At 74.3% G+C, this 21,191-nt stretch carries 14 protein-coding genes; 9 read left to right on the top strand and 5 right to left on the bottom strand.

Annotated elements, in window-relative coordinates:
• Positions 1-368: 368 nt before the first annotated feature.
• From ABZS66_RS13960 to ABZS66_RS13970, 3 genes are all read left to right on the top strand, one after another.
• Positions 369-1,799 (top strand): EcsC family protein, encoded by a 1,431-nt coding sequence (locus ABZS66_RS13960; RefSeq protein ID WP_354757497.1) that lies wholly within the window; start codon positions 369-371, stop codon positions 1,797-1,799.
• 64 nt (positions 1,800-1,863) lie between these two features.
• On the top strand, positions 1,864-3,495 hold the full coding sequence (argS, locus tag ABZS66_RS13965; RefSeq protein ID WP_354757498.1) for an arginine--tRNA ligase: 1,632 nt from the start codon (positions 1,864-1,866) through the stop codon (positions 3,493-3,495).
• A 10-nt stretch (positions 3,496-3,505) separates the two neighbouring features.
• Positions 3,506-4,273, top strand: a complete 768-nt coding sequence (locus ABZS66_RS13970) for a dienelactone hydrolase family protein (protein WP_354757499.1) — start codon at positions 3,506-3,508, stop codon at positions 4,271-4,273.
• Positions 4,274-4,330: 57 nt separating this feature from the next.
• Here the strand turns inward: ABZS66_RS13970 and ABZS66_RS13975 are convergent, their stop codons facing one another.
• The gene (locus ABZS66_RS13975) at positions 4,331-5,653 is read right to left on the bottom strand and encodes a carbohydrate-binding protein (RefSeq protein WP_354757500.1); all 1,323 of its coding nucleotides are present in this window, start codon (positions 5,651-5,653) and stop codon (positions 4,331-4,333) included.
• A 171-nt stretch (positions 5,654-5,824) separates the two neighbouring features.
• Here ABZS66_RS13975 and ABZS66_RS13980 point away from each other — a divergent pair, with 171 nt between their 5' ends.
• Both ABZS66_RS13980 and ABZS66_RS13985 read left to right on the top strand, forming a co-directional pair.
• Positions 5,825-7,114 carry a helix-turn-helix transcriptional regulator gene (locus ABZS66_RS13980; protein ID WP_354757501.1) on the top strand — a complete coding sequence of 430 codons (1,290 nt, stop codon included), beginning with the start codon at positions 5,825-5,827 and terminating at the stop codon, positions 7,112-7,114.
• Positions 7,111-8,298, top strand: coding sequence for a helix-turn-helix transcriptional regulator (locus ABZS66_RS13985; protein WP_354757502.1), 1,188 nt, complete (start codon positions 7,111-7,113; stop codon positions 8,296-8,298). The genes ABZS66_RS13980 and ABZS66_RS13985 overlap by 4 nt, the downstream gene beginning before the upstream one ends.
• A 37-nt stretch (positions 8,299-8,335) precedes the next feature.
• Here the strand turns inward: ABZS66_RS13985 and ABZS66_RS13990 are convergent, their stop codons facing one another.
• The 4 genes from ABZS66_RS13990 to ABZS66_RS14005 are packed head-to-tail and all read right to left on the bottom strand — an operon-like array spanning position 8,336 to position 16,671.
• Positions 8,336-9,556, bottom strand: a complete 1,221-nt coding sequence (locus tag ABZS66_RS13990) for a hypothetical protein (protein WP_354757503.1) — start codon at positions 9,554-9,556, stop codon at positions 8,336-8,338.
• Entirely contained in the window at positions 9,553-10,716 is a 1,164-nt protein-coding gene (locus ABZS66_RS13995) for a hypothetical protein (protein ID WP_354757504.1), read from the bottom strand. Before ABZS66_RS13995 ends, ABZS66_RS13990 begins: the two co-directional genes overlap by 4 nt.
• Entirely contained in the window at positions 10,716-14,150 is a 3,435-nt protein-coding gene (locus ABZS66_RS14000) for a hypothetical protein (RefSeq protein ID WP_354757505.1), read from the bottom strand. Before ABZS66_RS14000 ends, ABZS66_RS13995 begins: the two co-directional genes overlap by 1 nt.
• Positions 14,131-16,671, bottom strand: coding sequence for a hypothetical protein (locus ABZS66_RS14005; protein WP_354757506.1), 2,541 nt, complete (start codon positions 16,669-16,671; stop codon positions 14,131-14,133). Before ABZS66_RS14005 ends, ABZS66_RS14000 begins: the two co-directional genes overlap by 20 nt.
• Before the next feature lie 214 nt (positions 16,672-16,885).
• Here ABZS66_RS14005 and ABZS66_RS14010 point away from each other — a divergent pair, with 214 nt between their 5' ends.
• From ABZS66_RS14010 to ABZS66_RS14025, 4 genes are all read left to right on the top strand, one after another.
• Positions 16,886-18,769, top strand: a complete 1,884-nt coding sequence (locus tag ABZS66_RS14010; protein WP_354757507.1) for a hypothetical protein — start codon at positions 16,886-16,888, stop codon at positions 18,767-18,769.
• Positions 18,766-19,848 carry a protein phosphatase 2C domain-containing protein gene (locus ABZS66_RS14015; RefSeq protein ID WP_354757508.1) on the top strand — a complete coding sequence of 361 codons (1,083 nt, stop codon included), beginning with the start codon at positions 18,766-18,768 and terminating at the stop codon, positions 19,846-19,848. Before ABZS66_RS14010 ends, ABZS66_RS14015 begins: the two co-directional genes overlap by 4 nt.
• Positions 19,845-20,357, top strand: a complete 513-nt coding sequence (locus tag ABZS66_RS14020) for a hypothetical protein (RefSeq protein ID WP_354757509.1) — start codon at positions 19,845-19,847, stop codon at positions 20,355-20,357. Before ABZS66_RS14015 ends, ABZS66_RS14020 begins: the two co-directional genes overlap by 4 nt.
• Positions 20,358-20,435: 78 nt before the next feature.
• Positions 20,436-21,191, top strand: a complete 756-nt coding sequence (locus ABZS66_RS14025) for an SGNH/GDSL hydrolase family protein (protein ID WP_354757510.1) — start codon at positions 20,436-20,438, stop codon at positions 21,189-21,191.

Below are 21,191 nucleotides of genomic sequence, written 5' to 3' on the forward strand. Positions count from 1 at the left end.
GAGAGGACGCCAGCCCGCCGCCGCGAAAAGCCAATAAACCGCCAAAAGCGGACACAACCCCGGCGGCTGCCCGGCACCGGGGCCCGGTGCTTGGCGACACCTCGCTGCGCTTCGAGCCGCCGCCCCAGGACGTCATCGCGCCTGAGGACGCCCAGCCGCCGGCGCCGCCGCGTCCGCGGACGCCGTCCGCCACACCGTTCGCTCCGCCCGCCGGCCAGAGCCCGTTCCGTTCCGGCCCGCCGCCGGTGGACCCGGACCCCCCGTCCCGGCCGCGGTCCGTGCCGGCGGCATTCGGGGATCCGACGGTGCTGAAGGAGCCTCCCGCAGCGGGGCGGCCCGAGGTTGCGAAAGCGGTACCGAAGCAGGCGGTGCCCAGGAAGGTCGACGAGGTCGTCACGGCTGAGGCCGACCGGGTGGAGGTCACCCGGACGGAGGAGCCCGCGCCGGCTCCTGCCAAGAAGGCGCCGGTCAAGAAGGCGGCGAAGAAAGCGGTCAAGAAGGCGGCGGCCAAGGCGGCCCCGGAGACCGAGCAGCTCGATCTCCTCGGCGACACGCCGGTCAAGAGGGCGACCAGGAAGGCGGCGGCGAAGAACGCGCCGGCGAAGAAGTCTGCTGCGGCTGCCGAAACGCCGATCAGGGAAGCGTTGATCGAGGCACCGCCGAGGCAGGAGCCCCCGGAACCGCCCACGGTGATGGAGCCAGCCGCGGTCGTGGAGGCTGCCCCGGAGCCGGAAGCGGTGGTGGACGCTCCCGAGCCGACCGCCCCGGCCGTGGTTGTGGAGGTCCCCGAAACGGCCGCCATTCAGCCGATCGCCCCGGAGCCGGTTGTGGTCGTGGGGCCCGCCTCTGAACCGTCTGCCCCGGTCACGGACGCTGTCGCCTCGGAGGTCGCCCCGGCGTCGGCCGCGGTCGTGGAGCCCGCCTCTGAACCGACTGCGCCGGAGCCGGCCCTGGTCACGGAGGCCGCCCCGGCACAGGCCGTCGCCTCGGAGGCCGCCCCGGAGTCGGCCGCGGTCGTGGAGTCTGCCTCGGAGTCGGACGCTGCCTCGGAGACTGCTCCTGAACCGGCCGCCGCCGAGCCGGTCACGGAAGCCGCAGTCGAGCCGGTTGCATCGGAGCCGGTCGTGGTGGAAACCGCTCCCGAACCGGCCAGCCCCGAACCGGCCGTTGTCGTGGAGGTCGCTGCCGAAGCGGGCGGTTCTGGGTCTCGTCCCGCGGGTGGGGTGGGTGGTAATCCGGCCTACCTTCCCGAAGTGCTGGCGCTTGCGGCCGTCCGGCGGCTCGGTGAGGAGGCTCGGCGGAAGGTCGGCTGGTACAAGGCCACCTACCCCTCCGCCACCAGCGACGCCGTTGCGCGGGCCGTCACGATGGAGTTCGTGCGGCGGGCGCGGCGGCACGGGGCGGCCGCGGGTGCGGTCGGGGCGGTCGGGCTCGTTGTCGAAGGGGCGGCGCTCTCGTGGCTGCAGGCGCGGCTCGTGCTGCACCTCGCCGCTGTGTACGGGCACGATCCGGTCGGCTCCGAGCGGGCCGCCGAGCTGCTCGTGATTCAGCGGGTCCACGGCAGCGTCGAGACCGCCGAGGCCGCCATCCGGGCCGCGCAGCAGGCCGGTCCGGGTGTCGGGACCGCGCGGCTCGGGGCGCCGCTCGTGCGGGTTGTCGGGCAGGGGATCGTGCGGGCCGCGGCCGCGCGCCTGGCGAAGCGGGTCGTGCCCGGCGCCGGGCTCGTCGTCGGGGCGCTCAGCGCCGCCCGGGCCACCGAGCTGCTCGCCGCGCGAGCCATCCGCTACTACCGGCGCTGAAGGGCGCCGAACGGCGCTGCGAAAACGCGGTGCAGAGGGCCTGACGCCGGCAGTACCGTGGCGTATGGCAGACATCGAGCAGCTCCTGCACGCCAGACTGGCGCGTGCGTTTGCAGCAGTGGCCGGTGGGCCCGTCGATCCTGCCGTGCAGCGATCCCAGCGGGCCGACTACCAGTCCGGTGCCGCGCTCGGGCTGGCCCGGTCGCTGAAGACCGACCCGCGTGCGCTCGCCGCGAAGGTGCTCGAGCACGCCGACCTCGACGACCTGTGCGGTGAGATCGCGGTGTCCGGGCCCGGCTTCATCAACCTCACGCTCGCCGACGACATGCTCGGGCGGATGGTGGCGGGGCTGGACGACCGGCTCGGGGTGTCCACGGTGGACGAGCCGGAGACCGTCGTCGTGGACTATTCGGGGCCGAACGCCGCCAAGGAGATGCACGTCGGCCATCTGCGGTCGACCGTCATCGGCGACGCCGTGCTACGACTGCTGGAGTTTCTCGGGCATCGGGTCATCCGGCAGAATCACCTCGGCGACTGGGGCACGCCGTTCGGGATGCTCATCGAGCAGCTGGCCGGTGACGAGCGCGCCGGCATCAAGGAGCTCGGCGAGCTCTACGTGCAGGCGCGGCAGCGGTTCGACGCCGAGCCCGGGTTCCGGCAGCGGAGCCGGGAGCGGGTCGTGCTGCTCCAGGCCGGTGACGCGGACACGCTGCGGCTGTGGCGCGCCGTCATGGAGACGTCCCGGCGGCACTTCCTGGCCATGTACGCGCGGCTCGGCGTCCGGTTGCAGGAGGCGGACTTCGCGGGGGAGAGCAGCTACAACGCCGAGCTGGACGGCATCGTCGGCGACCTCGACACCAGCGACAGCGACGGCGCCGCCTGCGTGTTCCCGCAGGGGTTCACCAACCGCGACGGCGGCCCCCTGCCGCTGATCGTCCGCAAGCGCGACGGGGGTTACGGCTACGCCGCCACCGACCTCGCGGCCCTGCGGCACCGGATCGAGGACCTGAAGGCGACCCGGATCCTGTACGTCATCGGCGAGCCCCAGCACCTGCATCTGCAACTGGTCTTCGCGGCCGCCCGGGAGGCCGGCTGGCTGGTGCCCCCGGTGCGGGCGGAGCACATCGGGTTCGGCTCGGTGCTGGGCACCGACGGCAAGCTGCTGCGCAGCCGCGAGGGCGGCACGGTGAAGCTGTCCGACCTGCTGGACGAGGCGGTCGAGCGGGCCGCCGTCTACAACCCCGACCCCTCCATCAGCGAGGCGGTCGGCATCGGCGCGGTGAAGTACGCGGACCTGTCCAACGACCGGGCGCGGGACTACGTGCTCGACTTCGACCGGATGCTGGCCCTGAAAGGGAACACCTCCGTCTATCTGCAATACGCACACGCCAGAATCCGGTCGATCCTCCAGGAGGCGAACGCCGAGGCGACCGAGCCGACGATCGAGCACCCAGCGGAGCGCAAGCTGGCACTGGAGCTCCTGCGGTTCCCGGCCGCCGTCCGCACGACGAGCCAGACGCTGGAGTTCCATCACCTGACCGGATACCTCTTCGGGCTGGCCGCCACCTTCACCGGCTTCTATGAGCATTGCCGCGTACGGGGGAACGGCAGCCGGCTCACCCTGTGCGAGCGCACGGCGAGAACGCTCAGTACGGGTCTCGGACTCCTCGGGATCGCCGCCCCGGAGCGGATGTAGCCTGAGGCGCATGACCGTGCTGTCCGCCGTTCACCAGCAACTCGTCGAGACGGTGCAGGCCGGGGCCGGGGCCCGCGTCGAGGACCGCGTCGTGCCGTATGAGCACGACGGCCAGGCCCTCGAGGGGTACGCCGCCCACGACACCGCGATCGTCGAGCCGAAGCCGGCCGTGCTGGTGATCCACGACTGGACCGGCCTGCGGGAGTATCCGAAGGCGCGCGCCCAGATGCTCGCCCGCCTGGGCTACTTCGCGTTCGCGGCCGACCTGTACGGCGCCGGCCGCCGCTTCGACGGGCACCAGGAGTCGGCGGCCGAGGCCGGGAAGTACTACGGCAACCTCGACCTCATGCGGGCGCGGGTGCGCGCGGCGTACGACGTGGTCGCCAAGGACCCGGCGGTGGACCCGGCCCGGATCTCGGTCATCGGCTACTGCTTCGGCGGCTCGGCGGCGCTCGAGTTCGCCCGGACGGGCGCACCGCTCGCCGGCACCGTGTCGTTTCACGGCCGCCTGCTCACGCACGAGCCGGCCGACGTGGCGGCGATCAGCGGGTCACTGCTGATCACGACCGGCGCGGCCGACCCGGTCGTCCCGGACGAGGCGATCGAGCAGTTCCAGAACGAGCTGCGCACCCGCCCGGAGCTCGACTGGCAGGTGACGAACTACTCCGGTGCGCAGCACGGGTTCACCCTGCCGGGCACGCCGGCCTACCACCCGGTCGCCGACCGCCGGAGTTGGCGCGAGATGGTCGCTTTCCTGGAGGAAGTCAACAACGGGTAGAGCGGGCCCGGCGCCCCTGACGGCCGGACCCGCTCCCTTACCCCTCCCAGAATCAGGTCAGACGGCGCTCCACAGCGCCGGGACGTTCGGGGGCTCCCAGCCGACCTGCGAGGTGTGTCCCTGCAGGCAGCGGTACGTGATGCCGCCGTAGGTGACGGTCGCGCCGGTCGCGTAGCTCGTGTACGGCGCCCAGGTGCCGCCCTGCGGCGGGCTCGACGTCGAGGTCGCCGTGGGCGTCGGGGTGCCGCCGCCGGAGGTGACCAGGGCCAGGCCGTAGGCCTGGAGGATCTCGTTGACCGGCTGGTAGTACATCGTGCCGCCGCTCGTGCAGTTGCCCGAGCCGCCGGACGTGACGCCCTGCGCCTGGCTGCCCGACATCCAGGAGCCGCCGGAGTCACCCGGCTCGGCGCAGGCGTTGGAGCGGACCAGGCCGGTGACCGTGCCCTGCGAGTACGTCACCGATGCGTTCTTCTGCTGGATCGTGCCGCACCGCCAGCCCGTGGTGGAGCCGGAGCGGCACACCGACGCGCCGACCGCGGCCTCGGTCGAGCCGGCCACCGCGACGCTGCCGCCGCTGTAGTTGTTGACCAGGCCGCGCGGGGTGTTGCCGGCGTCGACCTGCACCCAGGCGTAGTCGTTGCCCGGGAAGCTGGAGCCGCGGAACGTGCCGCCCGGCTGGGTCGTGCGGGCGCCGGTCGTGCCGCAGTGGCCGGCGGTCACGAACCCGCCGTTGACCGAGAAGCCCACCGAGCAGCGGGTGCCGCTGCCGATGTAGTACGCGTTGCCGCCGACGACGTCGATGTACGGGCGAGGGTCCTCGCTCGTCTTCTCGACCCGGACGGCCGCCCGGTCGACCCCGCTGGCCGCGAGGAACCCGCCGGCGTCGCCGGTCGAGCTCAGCACGACGACGGCGTTGGTGGCCAGGTCGGCGTACCAGCCCTTGACCGTGCGCGGCGCCGCGGCCGAGTGCCGGTCGAGGGTCGCCACGGCGGCGTCGAGCTGGGCCTCGCTGCGGGCCACCACGAAGGGGACCGCGCCGAGCGCCCGGACGAACCGTTCCTGTGCGTGGTCGGTGATGGCGACGGTGACGGTACCGGCATCGGGTGAGAGCCAGGTGCCGCCGTACGTGCCGCCGAGGGTCTTGCGCAGCACCTGTTGGGTGCGGGCCGCGCGGTCTTCGTTGGCCAGGCGGGTACGCGCCTGGGCGGGGGTGATGTGCAGGTCGCGCTGCATGGCGCTGAACACGGCCGGGGCGATGCCCGGTGGGGCCGCCTCGGTGGCCGGTGCGTTGCCGGCGGCGTTGGCGTACGCCAGTGCGCCGGCGGTCGTGGCCAGGGCGGTGGCCACGACCGTGCACAGGACCAGTGACGTCTTGCGCATCGCGGATCCTTCCTTCGGACGGGGGTGGAGACCGGCACCGGGACGGGGAGGCTCAACCCGGCATCCCGGCGCCGGTGGCGCGCGCAACAAGCGAGATAACTGTAGTTACTATCGCTGTTGCGTGAACGGTAGGACGCGCATCGGGGACTGTCAACATGGCAAGGTGAGTCGATGACGGACGACGAGACGCTGGGCGCCCGCGTGCGGCGGCTGCGCCTCGACCGCGGCCTGACCCAGAAGGACCTGGCCGAGCCGCGGTACACCCGCGCCTACCTGGCCGCGGTCGAGGCCGGGGTCCGCGCGCCGACCGACGAGGCCCTCGCGCACATCGCGTCCGGGCTCGGCGTCGACCCGGACGATCTGCGGCACGGCCGCCCGCCCGGCGCCGCCGAGGCGCTCACCCGCACGCTCGCCGAGGCCCGGGTGCGCCTGTCCCGCGGCGAGACCGGCGCGGTCGAGGAGATCGCCGCAAGCGCCGAGCGCGACGCCGAGCGGTACGCGCTGCCCGAACTGCGCTGCCGGGCCGTCTACCTGACCGGAGAGATCGAGCTGCATCGCGGTCGGGTCGCGGAGGCCGCTGCCGCCTATCATCGAGCAGGCTCGATGCTGCCGGACGGGCAGCCGGACCTGCGCGCGGCCGTCAAGGCCCGCGAGGCGTACTGCCTGCAGATCGACGGTGCGACCGGCGCCGCCGTGGCGCTGCTGGAGGCCGAGCTGCGCACCGTGCGCGCCGCCGCCGAGCCGGACCCCGACGCGCAGGTCCGGCTGACCAGCGCGCTCGTCTACACGTTCCTGGAGCAGGACTGGCGCGAACGGGCCCGCCGGCTGGAGCGCGAGGCCCTGCCGCTGCTGCCGCACGTGGTGAACCGCGAGTGGGTGGCCCAGTTCATCGCCACCGTCGCCCAGCTGCGCCGCGAGCACGACCTGGCCGAGACCGAGCGGCTGCTCGGCGAGGCCCTCGCCATCTACACCGACCTCGGCCTGACCCGCGAGATCGGCATCTGTGAGTGGGCCCGCGGGTACGTCCTGCGCCGCGTCGGCCGGGCCGGCGAGGCCGCCGACTGCTTCGAGCGGGCCCGCACGGTCCTCGGCGACGTCGGCGCGGTGCAGGACCACGCGGGCGCGACGCTGGAGCTGGCCGAGGTACGCCGGCTGGAAGGCGCCCTCGACGAGGCCGAGCGGCTGGCCCGGGCCGCCGCCGACATCTGCCGGCAGACGCATCACGTCGAGTGCATGGCCGAGGCCGACCGGCTGCTCGGGCGGATCGCCGCGGCGCGGGGCGCCCCCGACGCCGAGCGCCTGCTGCGCAGCGCGGCCGACCGCTACGCCGCCGCCGGCCTGGCCGCCGAGCTGGTCACCACCAGCCGCCTGCTCGGCGAGCAGCAGCGCGTCACCGGCGACCTCGCGGGCGCGGCCGAGAGCTTCCGGCGCGGCCTCCAGGCCGCCACGAGACTCGCATGACGACCGGCATCGGCGCGCGCATCCTCGCGCTGCGCACCGGCCGCGGCCTCACGCAGCGCGACCTGGCCGAGCCCAACTACACGGCCGCGTACGTCTCGTCGGTCGAGAACGGCCACCGCGTCCCGTCGAGCGACGCGCTGGCCCACTTCGCCGCCCGGCTGGCCGTCGACGTCGCCGAGCTGTCCACCGGCCGCCGCCCCGGCGAGGCGCTCGAGCTCGACATCGAGCTGCTCACGATGAGCCATTCGCAGCAGTGGTACTCCGGGATCGCCGCGTCGTCCACCGAGCCCGGCGAGCGGCGGGCGGAGGCATCGATCGTCCTCGGCCGGATCGAGTCCGCGGTGGACGCCGCCGCCGCGCACTTCGAGCGCGCCCACCGCCTCCTCGCCGACGCCCCGCCCCACCACCGCGCCGCCGCCGTGGCCGGGCGCGCGTGGTGCGCCCGCCGCCAGGGCGACCCGGGCTACGCGGCCTACCTGCTCGGCGCGCTGCGCGACGAGCTGGTCCGCGCGGAGCTTCCGGCGCCGGGCGCGCTGCTGGCGGTACAAACGCTGCTTGGTCTTTGTCAGAACGACCTCGGCGAGGATCCCGCGCCCGCCGTCGCGACGGCCCTGGAGCTCGCACCGGCCGGCGACCCGGCGCGCACGGCCGAGCTGCACCTGACCGTGGCCCGCACGCTGGCCGCGACCGGCGACCCGGGCGGTGCCGCGGCGGCCCTGGACGCGGCCCGTCAGGCGCGCCTGGCGGACTGGCTGGCGGCCCCGATCGCCGAGGTGCGCCGCCTGCGCGGCCGAGCCAGGCTCGCGACGGGCGACCTGGGCGGCGCGCTGGCCGACTTCACCGCTGCGTCGGCCGGCCTGCCGGGCGACCCCGACCTCGCCGCAGACCTCGCCGTCACGTACCGCGCCCTGGGCAGCTCGGCAACCGCGGCCGCGCTGCTGGCGGACGTCGCGTCCGACACGGCGGCGGTCCACCGCGCGCGGGCCCTCCTCGACCCGGAGGCGGCCGAGGGCCACCTGCGCGCGGCGATCGCCCTGCTCAAGCCGACGGGCCCGCGCCGCGACCTGGCCGACGCGGTGCTGGCCCTGGCCGACCACCTCACCGCGGCCGGCCGCACCGAGGAGGCCCTGGACACCCTGGCCGACGGCCTGGCCGCGGTCGACGCACTCGGCCGGCCGTCATGACACTGGACCCCGGAGCGCCGCGCGCAGGCCGCGTGACTCAGGGCTCGACCGTCGGCACGCGGCTCGCCAGCGTGCTCAGCCCGCGGGCGAGCAGCCGGGCCTCGCGTCGCCGGGCGTACTCCAGGTCGAGTACCAGCTCGGGGTCGAGCCGCTCGGTCGGCCGCTCGGCCAGCGCGAGGACGCCGGCGGACCAGCGATGCAGGTCGCGGACCGCGAGGCTCAGCCGGCGGTGCACGGCGGCCTGGCCCGCGCGCAGCGGATCGGCCGCCCACGGTGCGGTCGTCCGGGCCATCAGCCGGGGCACGCCGGTGCGTTCCAGCTCGGCCTCGACCCTCGCGGGTCCGGTCGAGCGCTCGTCCTTTCGTAGCAGCGCCACGGCCGCGCGGGACCGCAGCTCGACGACCGCGTCGTCCGGCCAGCCGTCCGGCAGGCCGAGCCGGCGGTGGCAGGCCCGTACGACCCAGGCCCGCAGGTTGCTGGGTGTCGAGCGGCTGCGCTCCACGCCGTCGACCGCCACCGTCACGCGGTCCGGCCCGAGCACCCGGTGCGCCGCGGCGATCCAGCTGCCGAGCGCGGCCAGCGGCTCGTCCCCGTCGACCAGACGCTCGTAGTCGACCGCGACGACGACCGCGTCGGCGTCGAGCAGCTCGGCCCGCAGCAGCGCGGCGACGCCGGACGCCGCCGGGTCGGGCGCCTGCTGGCGCGGGTGCAGCGTCGCGCAGGTCAGGACCGGGCCGGCCGGGCCCTCGGCCGGGAGCCCGAGCACGGCCGGGTCGCGCAGCCGCCCGGCGAGCACGGCCGGCTCGGTGCGCGCCGCGTGGCTGACGAGCGCGGCACGGCGCGACACGGCCGAGCGGGCCTCGTTCCAGCCGAGGTACCGCGCGGCCACCGGCTCCAGCGGCCGCGCCTCGGGGAGATCCGGCGGGGCGGGGTGGTGCCGCAGCGCCGCGCGCAGGGCGTCGTCGTCGCGGCCGGACCGGTACACCGGCACGGAAGCGTCGGCGGGCAGCGGCTCGACCCGGATCGGCGCGGCAGCGACGAGGTCGTAGGGCGAGTTGCCGTACCACAGCAGCGGCAGGGCCGCCGCGTCGCGCGTCGACAGGGAGACGACGACGATCCGCTGCGCGACGACGGCCCCGGCCAGGACCGCCTCGACGTCGGCGAGCAGCCGGCCCGGTACGACGGCGTGCCGGACGGGATCGGGGAGCGCCGCGAGGACGCCGGCGAGCGCCGCCCACCGCCGCGGCGCCTCGGTCACGCCCGGGTGCCGTACAGCACGCGGCCGGTCTCCGGCGGGTCGACAATGCGCGGGAAGCGCAGTGTCCACAGCACCTTGCCCTCCTCGGCGGGCGGCACGCCCGGGACGGCCAGGCTCGTCTCGTCGAGTTTGCGCTGCCCCACGAGCTTGCTGTACCACAGGTGCGGCGGCCGCACGGCGAGGTCGTAGTCCCGGTTGCGGATGTGGCCGCTCAGCATGTCGTAGGTCTCCGCCAGGCGCTCCAGCCACCAGCTGCCCTTGGCCGGCAGCGGCAGCGGCACCACGCCGCGCAGCAGCTCGTCGACGTTCGCGAGGGCCCTCATCTCGGCGGCCGAGCCCGCGTCGGCCTCCAGCAGGTCGTTGAGGCGCTGCCCGATCTCGGTCTGCAGGATCTGGGCCTGCTTGGTCTCGAACCGCTGCAGCCCGTCCTGCCCCGCGAGCAGCGACGCGCCGCCCACCCAGACCGACGGGTCGTGCGCGGCCAGCCAGACGAACCGCCGGACCAGCTCGTGCAGCTTGCGCCGGTCGGGCCGGGTCGGGTCCTCCAGCCCGGCGACGGCCGCCGCGGACAGTTCGACCGTGCCGCGGAGGTCATCGCCGGCCCGGCCGAGGACCGGCAGGCCGGGCACGAACTCGTTCGTCGGCGCGTAGCCCGGGTCCAGCCGACGAACCGCCCCGACGGCCCGCTCCCTGATCTCGTCGGCGTCGCCCGTGGCCACGCGCAGGCGCAGCAGGTGGATCCGCGCCCACGTGTCCCAGGCGGGTTCGCCGCTCTCCTCGGCCGCCCGGAACTGCCGGGCGAACGGGCCGATGACGTCGTCGGCGGCCAGCTCGCGCCACAGCGCCGCCAGCTCGTCGGCGAGCCGCTCGGCCGGCGGCCGCTCGACGACCACCGGTTCCGGCTCCGGTTCCGGCTCCTGGATGACGACCTCCGGCGGCGGTGGCGGCTCGTCCCGTACCTCCGCGACCGCCGGCTGGGAGCCGCCGCGGGAGAGCAGCGCGAGCAGCGCGTCCTCCACCGGCCGGAGCGACTCGACGCGGTGCTCGTTGAGATCGGCCAGGAAGCGCAGCACGTTGCGGCGCACCAGCTGGTCGTCGGGGCCGCGCAGCGCGTCCAGCAGCAGCTCGTCGAGGCGCGGTGACGTGTCCATGTCAGGCATCAGTGCATCCCGTTGAAAGGTTCCCAGGTAGGCCGGAGCTCGGCCTCGCTGCGCTGCATCGCCGCCTTGAAGACGACGCCGGCCGTGCGCTCGACGTCGCGCAGCTTCTTCGTGCTCCAGTACCGCGGCGTGCCCCGGTGGATGGTGGCCCGGCCCCGCACGTCGAGTCCGAGGACGTACGGCCCCGAGGTCTGGTCGGCCGGCCGGGAGACGTGGAGCGACCCGATCGGCACGTCGCGCGGCCCGCCGCCGGCGCCGCCCGGGTGCCGCAGGTACAGGTTGTAGTCGCCGTCCTTCGACGGGGCCGGAAGCGGCGCCGAGAGCCGCCCCGGCACGCCCGGGCTGTCCTGCTCGTCGAGCTCGTGGAAGAACAGCGGGAACTGCTCGACCAGCGGCCGCTTCGCCGGCCAGGCCGGGAACACGAGCCGCTTGCCGTCCTTGGCCTCCGGGTCGTCGGGCGGGGCGTCGACCACGATCTCGCACGAGAGCGAGCGCAGCCGCCCCTCCGCCTCGTCCCAGTCGTCGTACAGGTCGGCCCGGAGGTCCAGCGCGTGGGCGGCGGGCACCAGGTAGTGCGGGTCGCCCTGGCAGATGTTGACCCACGGCTTGAGGTTCTGATCGATCTGCAGCTGCATCCGGACCCGCGACTCCCGGCCGGAGCTCGGCTTGGCCAGCCAGATGCCCGGATCGGGCCGGAAGCCCTCCTGCTCGCGGGCGTAGGTCTCGTACCGGAAGACGCCCCACTGGATCGACTCGGTGTCGTCGATCGGCCGGTGGACGTCGAGCAGCGGGACGAGCGGGCCCCACGCCGACCGCACGCCGATCAGCGCGCCGTCGTCGAGGTCGTCCATCCGGATGCCGCCCGAGATGAGGTCCGACCACGTGCGGCCGAGCTTGAGCTGCTTGAAGCTGCACGGCAGCGTGTGCCGGAGATTGTCGACGTCGATGCTCACGATGGTGCGGCCCTCGGTGAGCTCCTTGCGCTCGTTGACCACGCCGCCGACCCGCAGGCCCAGCGAGTGGCCCCAGCAGGCGCCGATCGCCGCCGCCTGCTTGGCGTACGCGCTCTCGACGGTGAGCGCCGCCGGGTTCCAGCGCAGGCGGGTCGCGTCGGCGTCGCCGCCCGGGAGGTCCTTCGTGACCACCTCGCGCATCAGCGGCATCTTGCTCGTCTGGCCCGACAGCATGACGCGGTCGAGCCGCTCCGGGTCGTCGAGCGTGGAGCGGGCCAGCCAGCCCGCCAGCGAGACGGCGCGGGCGAGCACCGGCCGGGCCAGGGTGACGAAGTCGCTGCGGGACAGCGGGATGCCGGCGGACGGGACGAGCGCGGCGAGCTTCTGCTTCGTGTTCACGTCGACCGGGTTGAGCACCCGCTGCACGGCCTCCCGCGGGATGACGTAGTCGCCGTCGCGGTCGGCGCCGAGCTCGATCTTCGCCGTCTCGGCCAGGTCCCACAGCTGCTGGAACGGCAGGCGATCGCCGTCGGCGGCGTAGTGGGTGGGCACGGCCTCCCGCAGCGCGTCGACGAGGTCCGGCGGGACCGGGTGGGCCATCGGCGAGCGGACCACCCGCGGCGCGAGCCGGGCGCCGCGCAGGTCCTCGGGCAGTGAGGCGTCCACCTTCTCCCGCAGCTGGGCCCGGGCGCCGCTGTTGCCGTCGTGGGCGTCGCCGGCGAGGAGGGCGTCGACGATCGCCGCCTTGAGCCAGTAGAACACCCGCAGGGTGAGGTAGTCGCCGCCGAGCTGCGGATGCCCGGTCGAGTTGATGACCTCGGGCCGGATGACGTAGAAGCGGCCCTGCACCACCTCGTCCACACCGTCGAACTTCGGCGTGACGTCGACCAGAGTCAGCCGGATCAGGGCCAGGTCGGTCGTGCCGGCGCCGATGTCGATCACCAGCATGTTCTGCCGCCAGGTCGGCGGCTCGCCGGGCCGGGTGTCGACCCGGCGGGACTGCGCGCGCAGTGTCTCCGCGCCGAACTCGCGCCGCTTGCCGCCGAAGTCCTGCATGAGGAAGAACAGGCCGGCCGCGACGCCCTCGTCGTAGGCCATGACGACGTTGGTCACGTCGAGGCAGTGCTCCAGGAGCGTCCGGAGGTGGCTGCGCTCGTGCGGCGGCGTGGTGGTCGGGTAGGTGACCACCAGGTCGTTGAGCCACTTCGGCTCGCCGTCGCGGTCCTGGTGGGCGTACCCCTCCGACTCCCGCACGAGCTGGTGGTACACGTGCACGATCAGGTTGTCGGTCGAGGCGGCCTGCTGGCGGTCGTCGAAGACGTCCTTCAGTACCTCCGGCTTGAGCAGCTTGGACTTGAGCCGCTGCCAGACGTCGGAGCCCTTGCCGCCGAGCTCGATCGCGAGCGGGTTGCGCTCGGTGATGCGCACCGTGCTGGCGATCTCCTTGCGCGGCTCGCGCCCGGGCCGGCGAAACTCGACCTGCCGCAGTTGGTAGTCCCACATGGGCGGAACCCGGAACGCCTTGTCGTAGCAGGCGAGCAGCCGCGGCGCGAGCCACAGCTTCAGCGGCTTGTCGGCGGCCGAGAGCCGGCCCTCGAAGGCGAGGCTCACCGCGTCGAGGAGCGGGTCGGTCGAGTCCTCCCGGGCGTCGCCGGTGCGCATCCGGCCGATCAACAGGTCGGCGAGGCTGCCCGCGTCGTCGGCGTCGGCGTCCGGCACCGCCGCGTTGACCTCCTTGACCAGCGTCTCGAGGTGCGTGAGCCAGTCGGCCCGCAGTTCGGGCGGGGCCGGCTCGCGCAGCAGGTCGGCGAGCTGCCGGCTCAGCGACTCGGCCTGGCCCTCGTCGAATCCGCTCAGGGTGAACGTCCGGGCGTCGAACAGGGCGACCGTCGACGCCGACGTGCCGAAGTCGATGGCGGCGAACCCGGTGTACGGGTCGCGCTCGCCGGCGCCGCGATGGCGCAGCGGCGCCGGCAGCCCGCGGCTGTCCGGGTCGGCCCCGACGATCGGCGGCGCGGGCGTGCCGCGGGGCGCGAACTCCAGCGTGACGAGCACGCGCTCGGCGATCGGGGTGCCGGCCTGGTCGGTGTAGGAGTACCGCCAGGTGACCTCGACCGGGAAGGCCGGACCGTTCGCCGGCGCGAGGTACGGGTCGAGCGCCTCGACCCGCAGCGTCCGGTCGCGGCTCACCTCCTGCCGGCCGTGGACCCACTCCGATGCCGCGGTGGCCGCGTCCCAGGCGGAGCGCAGCGCGTGACGCAGGTCGCCCCGGTCCCCGACGGCGTGGTACGTCACCTCGGCGATGCGCACGTCGCTGACCTGACGACCGTGCCCGCCCGGCTCCGTCTGCAGGGCGACGACGGGCAGGGCGTACGCGCCGTCCCGCTCGAACAGCCGGAACTTGTGCCCGCCGAGCGGCTGGACGTTGGGGTCGGGCGCACCGTCGTGCGCACCCGGCCGCTCAGTCGTCAGATCGATCATCGCGTTCCTTCCACTCGCGCAGCACCTCGCGAAGCGGCGACTCGCCACGCGGGGCGTCGCCGGACTCGGTGTCGCCGCCCGGCTCGGCCGGGAACATCCGTCGGATCTCGTCGGTGCGCAGCAGGGCCAGGGCCGCCTCCGCGATCGACTGCTGCAGACCCCGGTGGAACTCCTCGATCTCGGCGACGAGCTTGGCCGCCACCACCGCCTTGGCGGCGTTGTTGAGATCGCGGCGCTGGCGGAAGACGTAGGACTGGTGGCGCACCAGCTGCGCCTGCCGGTCGCCGCCGGGCTCCTTGATGGCGGGGTGCCAGGGGAGTGCCCGCTCCTGCGCGGTCGGGAAGCCGGCCAGGATGCCTTCGGCGGTCGCCTCGTCGAGCTCCGCGTTCTCGTCCGGGAACGGCTCGCTGGTCCAGCTCACGTCGGTGATCGCGGCGAGCACCAGGTGCCGGTTCTCCGCCTCCTCCGGGTCGTCGCTGATCCGCACCAGCCCGTCGCCGAGCAGCTCGGCGATGTCCGGGTCGTTGAACCGCTCGCGCAGCTCGGAGGCCTCGTCGTTGCGATCGGCGATCCACTGCTCGACGGTGGCGGCGAACGCCGTCTGGCCCTGCTGGATCTGCTCCTTGCAGGTGAGGGCGAACGGCTTGCGGAACGACTCCGTCGTGCTGTGCTCGCTCGCCCGGCCGGAGCGGACCTTGCCGGGCAGCCGGAACTTCGAGCTGAGCTCGGTCGCCTGGTCCTTGCGGATCAGGCCGCGATCGCTGCGCAGCAGCAGCGCCTTCCAGACGTCCCAGGACGCGACGGCGGTGTCCGTCGCGGTCTGGATCTCGGTCAGGAGCTCGTTGCCCTCGGTGGTCCTGATGGCCAGCGGGTCGCGGAACTCGGCGACCCGGGCGGTCAGCTGGTCGTGGTGCGCGCGGAGGTCGTCGCTGAGCGCGGTGAGCTTGAAGCGGGCCTGCTCCGCGGCGCCGGCCGCCTTCGGCAGTCCCACGTCCGGCAGCGTCCGGCACAGCCGGGTCAGCGCGTCCTTGAGCCGGTCCGCCTGCCGCTGCAGCCCCTTGAGCTTGTTGTCCAGGCCGTGCGCGGTCGCGTGCCGCTCGATGAGGCGGCGCAGGTGGTTGAAGCCGCCGTCGGCGACGAACCCGGCCATCGTGGCGACCCAGGGGCTGTCCGGCTCCGCCTCGGCGACCCGGGTGCCGATGTCCCGCCAACGGGCGACGACCTCGGGCACCGCCTGGCGGGCGGTCGCCAGCTTGGCCGACTCCTCGTCGGGGAAGCTCGTCGGGATCCTGCCCAGCTCGATCGCGACCACGGAGGACGTCAGCACGATGCGGTCGTCCTGCTGCCGGACCAGGTCGACGGCGCCGTTGTAGAACTCCTTGAACTGCTGGGACGCGGAGCGCAGCTCCTCCATCGTGACCGGGCCGGCCGACGGCAGCACCGGCTGGCCGACCTTGTCCAGCGCGTTGCCGACGGCCAGGATCGACTCGCGCAGCTCGGCCCGGTCCCGGCCGTGCTGCTCCAGCATCGTGTAGAACGTGTCGGGCACGTTCGTCCCGGCCTTCGCCGCGTCGTAGACGGTGAGGATGGTGTGGGTGTCGCGCAGCACGCTGCGCGAGAGGAACTCGTCGCGCTTGGCCGACCGGCGCGCGGTCAGGCCGGGGAAGTCCAGTAGCAGCACCTCGTTGTCCCCGGTGAGCCCTTCCAGCGGCCAGCACAGCGGGTCGACGAGCACCCGGTAGCGCACCCGGCGGATGAGCGGGAACGTCCGGCGCAGCGCCGCGCCGTCGGTCTCGACGTCGCCGGCCGACAGGGCGCCGCCGCCGGGGCGCGGCGGGAAGGTCTTGCTGACGCTGGTGCCGTCGCCGAGGTCGAGGGCGTCGCGGACGATCGTCTTGTCCACGCTGATCGACGACTTGAGCAGCTCGCGGCCGCAGAGATGCCCGTCGCGCACGGCGAGCAGCTCGATGACGATCTTGCGAACTTCCAGGTTGTCGACGGGCTCGCCGTGGTCCGGCCAGATGTGCGTGCGGCACCAGGCGTCCAGGCGGTTCCAGCCCTCCGCGATCGGGTCGTACCCGTCGAGGGCGGGCAGGATGTCGTCGCGCTTGATCGCTCGTACCGCGGCCGCCAGCTCGCCGAGCATGTACTCGACGCAGCGGGTCAGCTCCGACTCAGAAAGGTAGTCGATGGTGGCGTTGCCCTGCAGTTGCGTGGGCTCGCCCGGCTTGCCGGGAAACAGGTACAGCGCGGTGACATTGCCGGTGCTCGCCCGCTGCTCGACCGGCAGCAGGTCGGGCCGGCCCAGCAGGGTGCCGATCAGCATGGACTTGCCGACGCTGAACTCGCCGACGACGCCGATCGCGATGGGGTCGCGCACCTGGCGCAGCAGATCGTGGGCGTGCTGCTCGACGTCCTGGCAGAGCTTCGAGACAGGGCCGGAGTCGGGGAGTTGTTCGGCACCCAGCGCCGCGATCACCGCGTCGCCGAACTCGCGTGCCTGGGCCACGGAAATGGTCAACTGCACTCCTCGAGCTGAGCCGGCCGATGCGGTGCCGGTGGCAAAGGCGTGGCGCCCCGATGGTGACGGAGCCCGCTGCGTTCGCACAATGGCCTGAACTCTCGACCGGCGGGCGCTCATCGGTGGATCACTCTCGACCGAAGCGGGGGTGGTTTCCGCGTCGGCCCGGCCCGACACTCGGGTGGCCGAGCCAGTCGACGCCGAACGGTGGACGATGACTACCGCCTCGCCCATTGCCGCTGCCCGTACTGACGAGACCGTTGTCGACCGCGTCGGCCGGGTGCCGCACGTCGCCGGCGAGCTGCTGAGCCTCGCCGAGGACACGCCGGAGCTGGGCCCCTGCCGCGCGCAGCTCGTCGCCCTCGCCGCGGCGCTCGACCCGGACGCCCCCGACGAGGGGTGGGCCGACCTCGACGTGGTCGCCACGTTCGGCCGGCCCGAATCCGTGGCGCCCGCCCAGCTGCCGCGCCAGTCGTGGCGAATCGCCCTCGACGAGGCGCCGGCCGTGCTCGTGTTCCTCCCGGTGCTCATCACCTGGTTCGGGCTCGCCATCGCCACGCTTGCCTACGGTCGGATGCTCGCCGACCCGGCGACCCGTGCCGCCGCCGAGGGGCGCAGCTTCCTGCAGCTGTGGCAGGAGGGCTTCGGCGGCAAGCTGCCGACCGTCTTCGACTTCGGTCACATCGCGTTCGGCGCCCTGGTGCTCATCGGGCTGCTCATCATCGTGACCGTCGTGGGGCTGGTGCTGCGCCGCCGTGACGACGCCCGCCGCCAGGCCCGCGCCGCCGAGGTGAGCGCCCAGCTGCTCAACGCGCTCGTCCGCGCCCAGCTGGTGCTCAACCAGCGGCGGCTGGCGTCACCGGTCCGCTTCGCCGCCGAGCTGTCCCAGGCCGCGCTGCTGCTCGGCGAGCTGCTCACCCGCACGGGCGCGGCCCAGGACAGCACCGCGAGCCTCGCCGACCGCAACGCCCGGGCCGCCGAGGAGCTCTCGACGTCCATCGTGGAGCTGCGCGGTGCCGTGTCCACACTGGACCAGACCGGCGCCGGGGTGCGGCAGGCCACGGAGACGCTCGACGCGGCGACCGCCCGGCTCAGCGACGATCTCACCCATCGCGCCACCGCGGCCGCCGACCGGCTCGAACAGGCGACCGCCGCCACCGTGGGCCGGCTCGACGCGGCGAGCGAGCAGGCCACCACCAACGTCGGCCGGTTGCAGACGGCCGGGGAGGCGACCCTGCGCGAGGTCGCCGGCCGCATCGACGGCGTGCTCGGCGACGTCGCCGTCCGCATCGGCACCACCACCGACGGCCTGCGCGCCGCTGGCGAGCGGTTCGCGGCGCAGATGGCCGACTCGTCCCGCGACGCGTCCGTCCACATCGGCGAGTTCTACGGCGACGCGGTCGCCACGGCCGCCGTCACGCTGGCCGCCCGGATGGCGGAGGCCGGCCGCGAGCTCGACGCCGCGGTCGAGGTGATCCGGGCGAGCGCCGAGCGCAACGCCACGACGGTCGAGTCGGCCACCGGCGTGTACACCGCACTCGCGGCGGCGCTCACGGAGGCCACGACCGCGCTGCGCGACTCGGCGTCGCTGATGAACGCCTCGGTCGAGCGGCACGCCGGCGTCACCCGCGACTCGGAGTTGGCCATCGGCGCGCACACGGAGCGCCTCGCCGCCTCGGCCGACGCCATCGACGGCACCGGCCGCTCGCTGGTCGCCAGCACCGGGCGGATCGACGAGGCCGGTGTCGAGGCCGCGCGGCACGCGAGCGCGGTGCGCGAGCTCGGCGAGCTGATTCGCACCGTTCTCGGTGAGGTCGGGACCACCGCGCGGGCGGCCGAGGCGACGGCGGACGCGGCCCGGCGGGCGGCCGAGCAGACCGAGCGGACGCTGCGGAGCATCGAGGCCCGCGGCGAGGCGCAGGCGGCCGACCTGCGCGAGGAGGCGGCGCTGATCGGCGCGGCGGTCGACCGGCTCGCGACGGTCTTCGACGGCGTCGCCGCGCGGCTCGCGCAGCCGCCGGCCCCGGCCCCGGCGTCGCCGCCCACGGTGAACACCCCGGGCGCGGCACCCATCAACGATTGGACGGAGTGGTCATGAGCGGACACGTCGTGGCCGAGATCCTGCTGTCGATGGTCAGCCTCGGCCTGCTCGGCTGGGTGCTGTACCTGCGGCGCCGCCCGGCGCCGCTCCCACCGCCGGCATCCCCTTCGCTGCCGCCTTCGCCCGCGCCGGACCCGGTCTACATCGACCGGCCGGTGATCGAGGAGCGGATCGTCGTCCAGGAGCGGGTCGTCTACGCCGATCCCGTGGAGCCGGACCTGGCGATCGGCCCGATGGAGTACCTCGCCGAACCGCAGGCCCTCCCGGACGTCCCCGACGCCGTGCACGACAGCATCCTCGACGGCGCCCGCCTCGGCGGCCTCGTGGTGCGCGGCGCGGCGGTCCGCGGCGACCTGGCCCGTCGCGAGGCGCGGCTGCGCCGCCAGGCGATCTCCATCGCACTGCTCAACCAGTTCAACCCGCCGGTCCTGCTGTCGACGATCGCCACCGGACTGGCCGGGGCCGAGCGCTCGCAGGTCGGCGCGGCACAGGTCTGCCGCAGCGCCCAGATCAAGGTGGCCGACCGGGCCCGCGAGCTCGACGCGGCCTGGCGCAACGGGGCCGGCGAGGAGATCGGCGCGCTGCTGCGCGAGGTGGCCGCGGCGCTCGCCGACGCGCTCACGCTGGCCGCCCGGCACCGCAACCAGCCGGAGAGCGCGCTGGCCACCGAGGTGACGTGCGTGCTGTCCCGCCTCGGCGACATGCCGGCCCGCCAGCACCTGGCGTTCGGCGTCGGTGCCGCCCCGGTGCTGCGGCTGAGTCCGGAGAAGGGCTTCGAGGAGCTGTTCCGGCCGGCGCCCGCCCCGTCCGGCCGGTCGCTGCTGCCGCAGACCCCCACCGCCGTGTCCTGGCAGGCGTTCGAGTCGCAGGCGGGCGAGGTCATCGTCGCGTGCACGGCGAGCACCGCCGAGTTCCTGCGCCGCGAGCAGGTCCGCGACCGCATCGTGCCGCTGTGGTCGCAGGAGGAGCCGCCGGGGTTCGCCGCGTTCCTGGCCCAGCTCGGCATGACCCATCCGGCGTACCGGGAGGACCGCGCCGCCGTCGGCCTGTGGGACGGCCGGAGCCGCAAGCAGTGAGCGGCCCGCGTTCGGTCCTGCTCAACCCCCGGGTGCTCGCCGGCTGGCTGTTCGCCGACCTGCTCGCCGCCTTCGTGCTGATCGTCATGGGCTCGCACATCACCGCGCCGGACCCGCTGGCGGCCGCGGCGTCGCCCTCCGCGTCGGCATCCGCGTCGCTGCCGGCGTCGCCTTCCGCGTCGCCGAGCGCCGCCCCGTCACCCTCGGGACCGCCCGGCGGCCTGGAGAGCGAGCCCATCGCGATCGAGCTGCCGAACACCGCGTCCGTCGAGACCATCCGGCAGGCGATCGTCGCGAGCGGCAAGGCCCAGCTGCTGCAGGGCCGCCGCGCCGGCATGGTCCTCACGTTCGGCAAGGGCGGCCTCGCCACCGGCAACGCGGAGGCGCACCAGGTCAACGCGAAGCTTCCCGCGGTCTATCCGGACCTGTTCGGCGGGAACACCGTGTTCCGCGACTTCATCACCACCCGGGACGTCACGAACATCGAGATCTTCCTGATCGCGCGCTGACCGGCCCGCCGGCGGCCGAGGGTGAGACGACCGTCGCAGACCATCCCGGAATCCGGGGGTCTACAGTGGGGAACCGATATGCGATACGTGGCAATCGGGGACAGCTTCACCGAGGGAGTCGGCGACGAGCTGCCGGACGGGACGGCCCGCGGCTGGGCCGACCTGGTGGCGGCGGGGCTCGCCGAGGTGACCGGCGAGACCGTGCAGTATGCCAACCTGGCGATCCGCGGCCGCCTGCTCGAGCCGATCGTGACCGAGCAGCTCGAGGTGGCCCTGGCGATGTCGCCGGCGCCGACGATGATCACGCTCAACGGCGGCGGCAACGACATGATGCGCCCCGGCACCGACCTGGCCCGGCTGATCGCGCTCACCGAGCGGGCGATCGTGCGCTGCGCCGAGGCAGGGGTGCGGCTCGTCGTGCTCAGCGGCGCCGACCCGTCGGCCCGGCTGCCGTTCGGGCGGGTGATGCACCGGCGGGCCGAGGCGCTCACCGCGGCCGTCGCCGAGCTGACCGCGCGGCACGGCCTGCTGTTCGTCAACTGCTTCGGCGACGAGGAGGTCCGCCGCGCGCCGTACTGGTCGCCCGACCGCCTCCACCTCAACGCCCCCGGCCACCAGCGGGTCGCCGGGCTGGTGCTCAACGCGCTCGGCCACCCGCGCGAGGCGCACCGCGTCGACCCCGGGCCGGTGGCGGCCCAGGGGCTGTTCACCGAGGCCCGCTACTACCGCGAGCACGTGCTGCCCTGGGTCCGCCGGCGGGTCGGCGGGCGGTCCTCCGGCGACGGCCGCGCCGCGAAGTACGCGACGTGGCGGCCGATCCCCGGGAGCGGTTAA

The organism is Dactylosporangium sp. NPDC005572, assembly GCF_040605515.1.
Taxonomy (GTDB): Bacteria; Actinomycetota; Actinomycetes; order Mycobacteriales; family Micromonosporaceae; genus Dactylosporangium.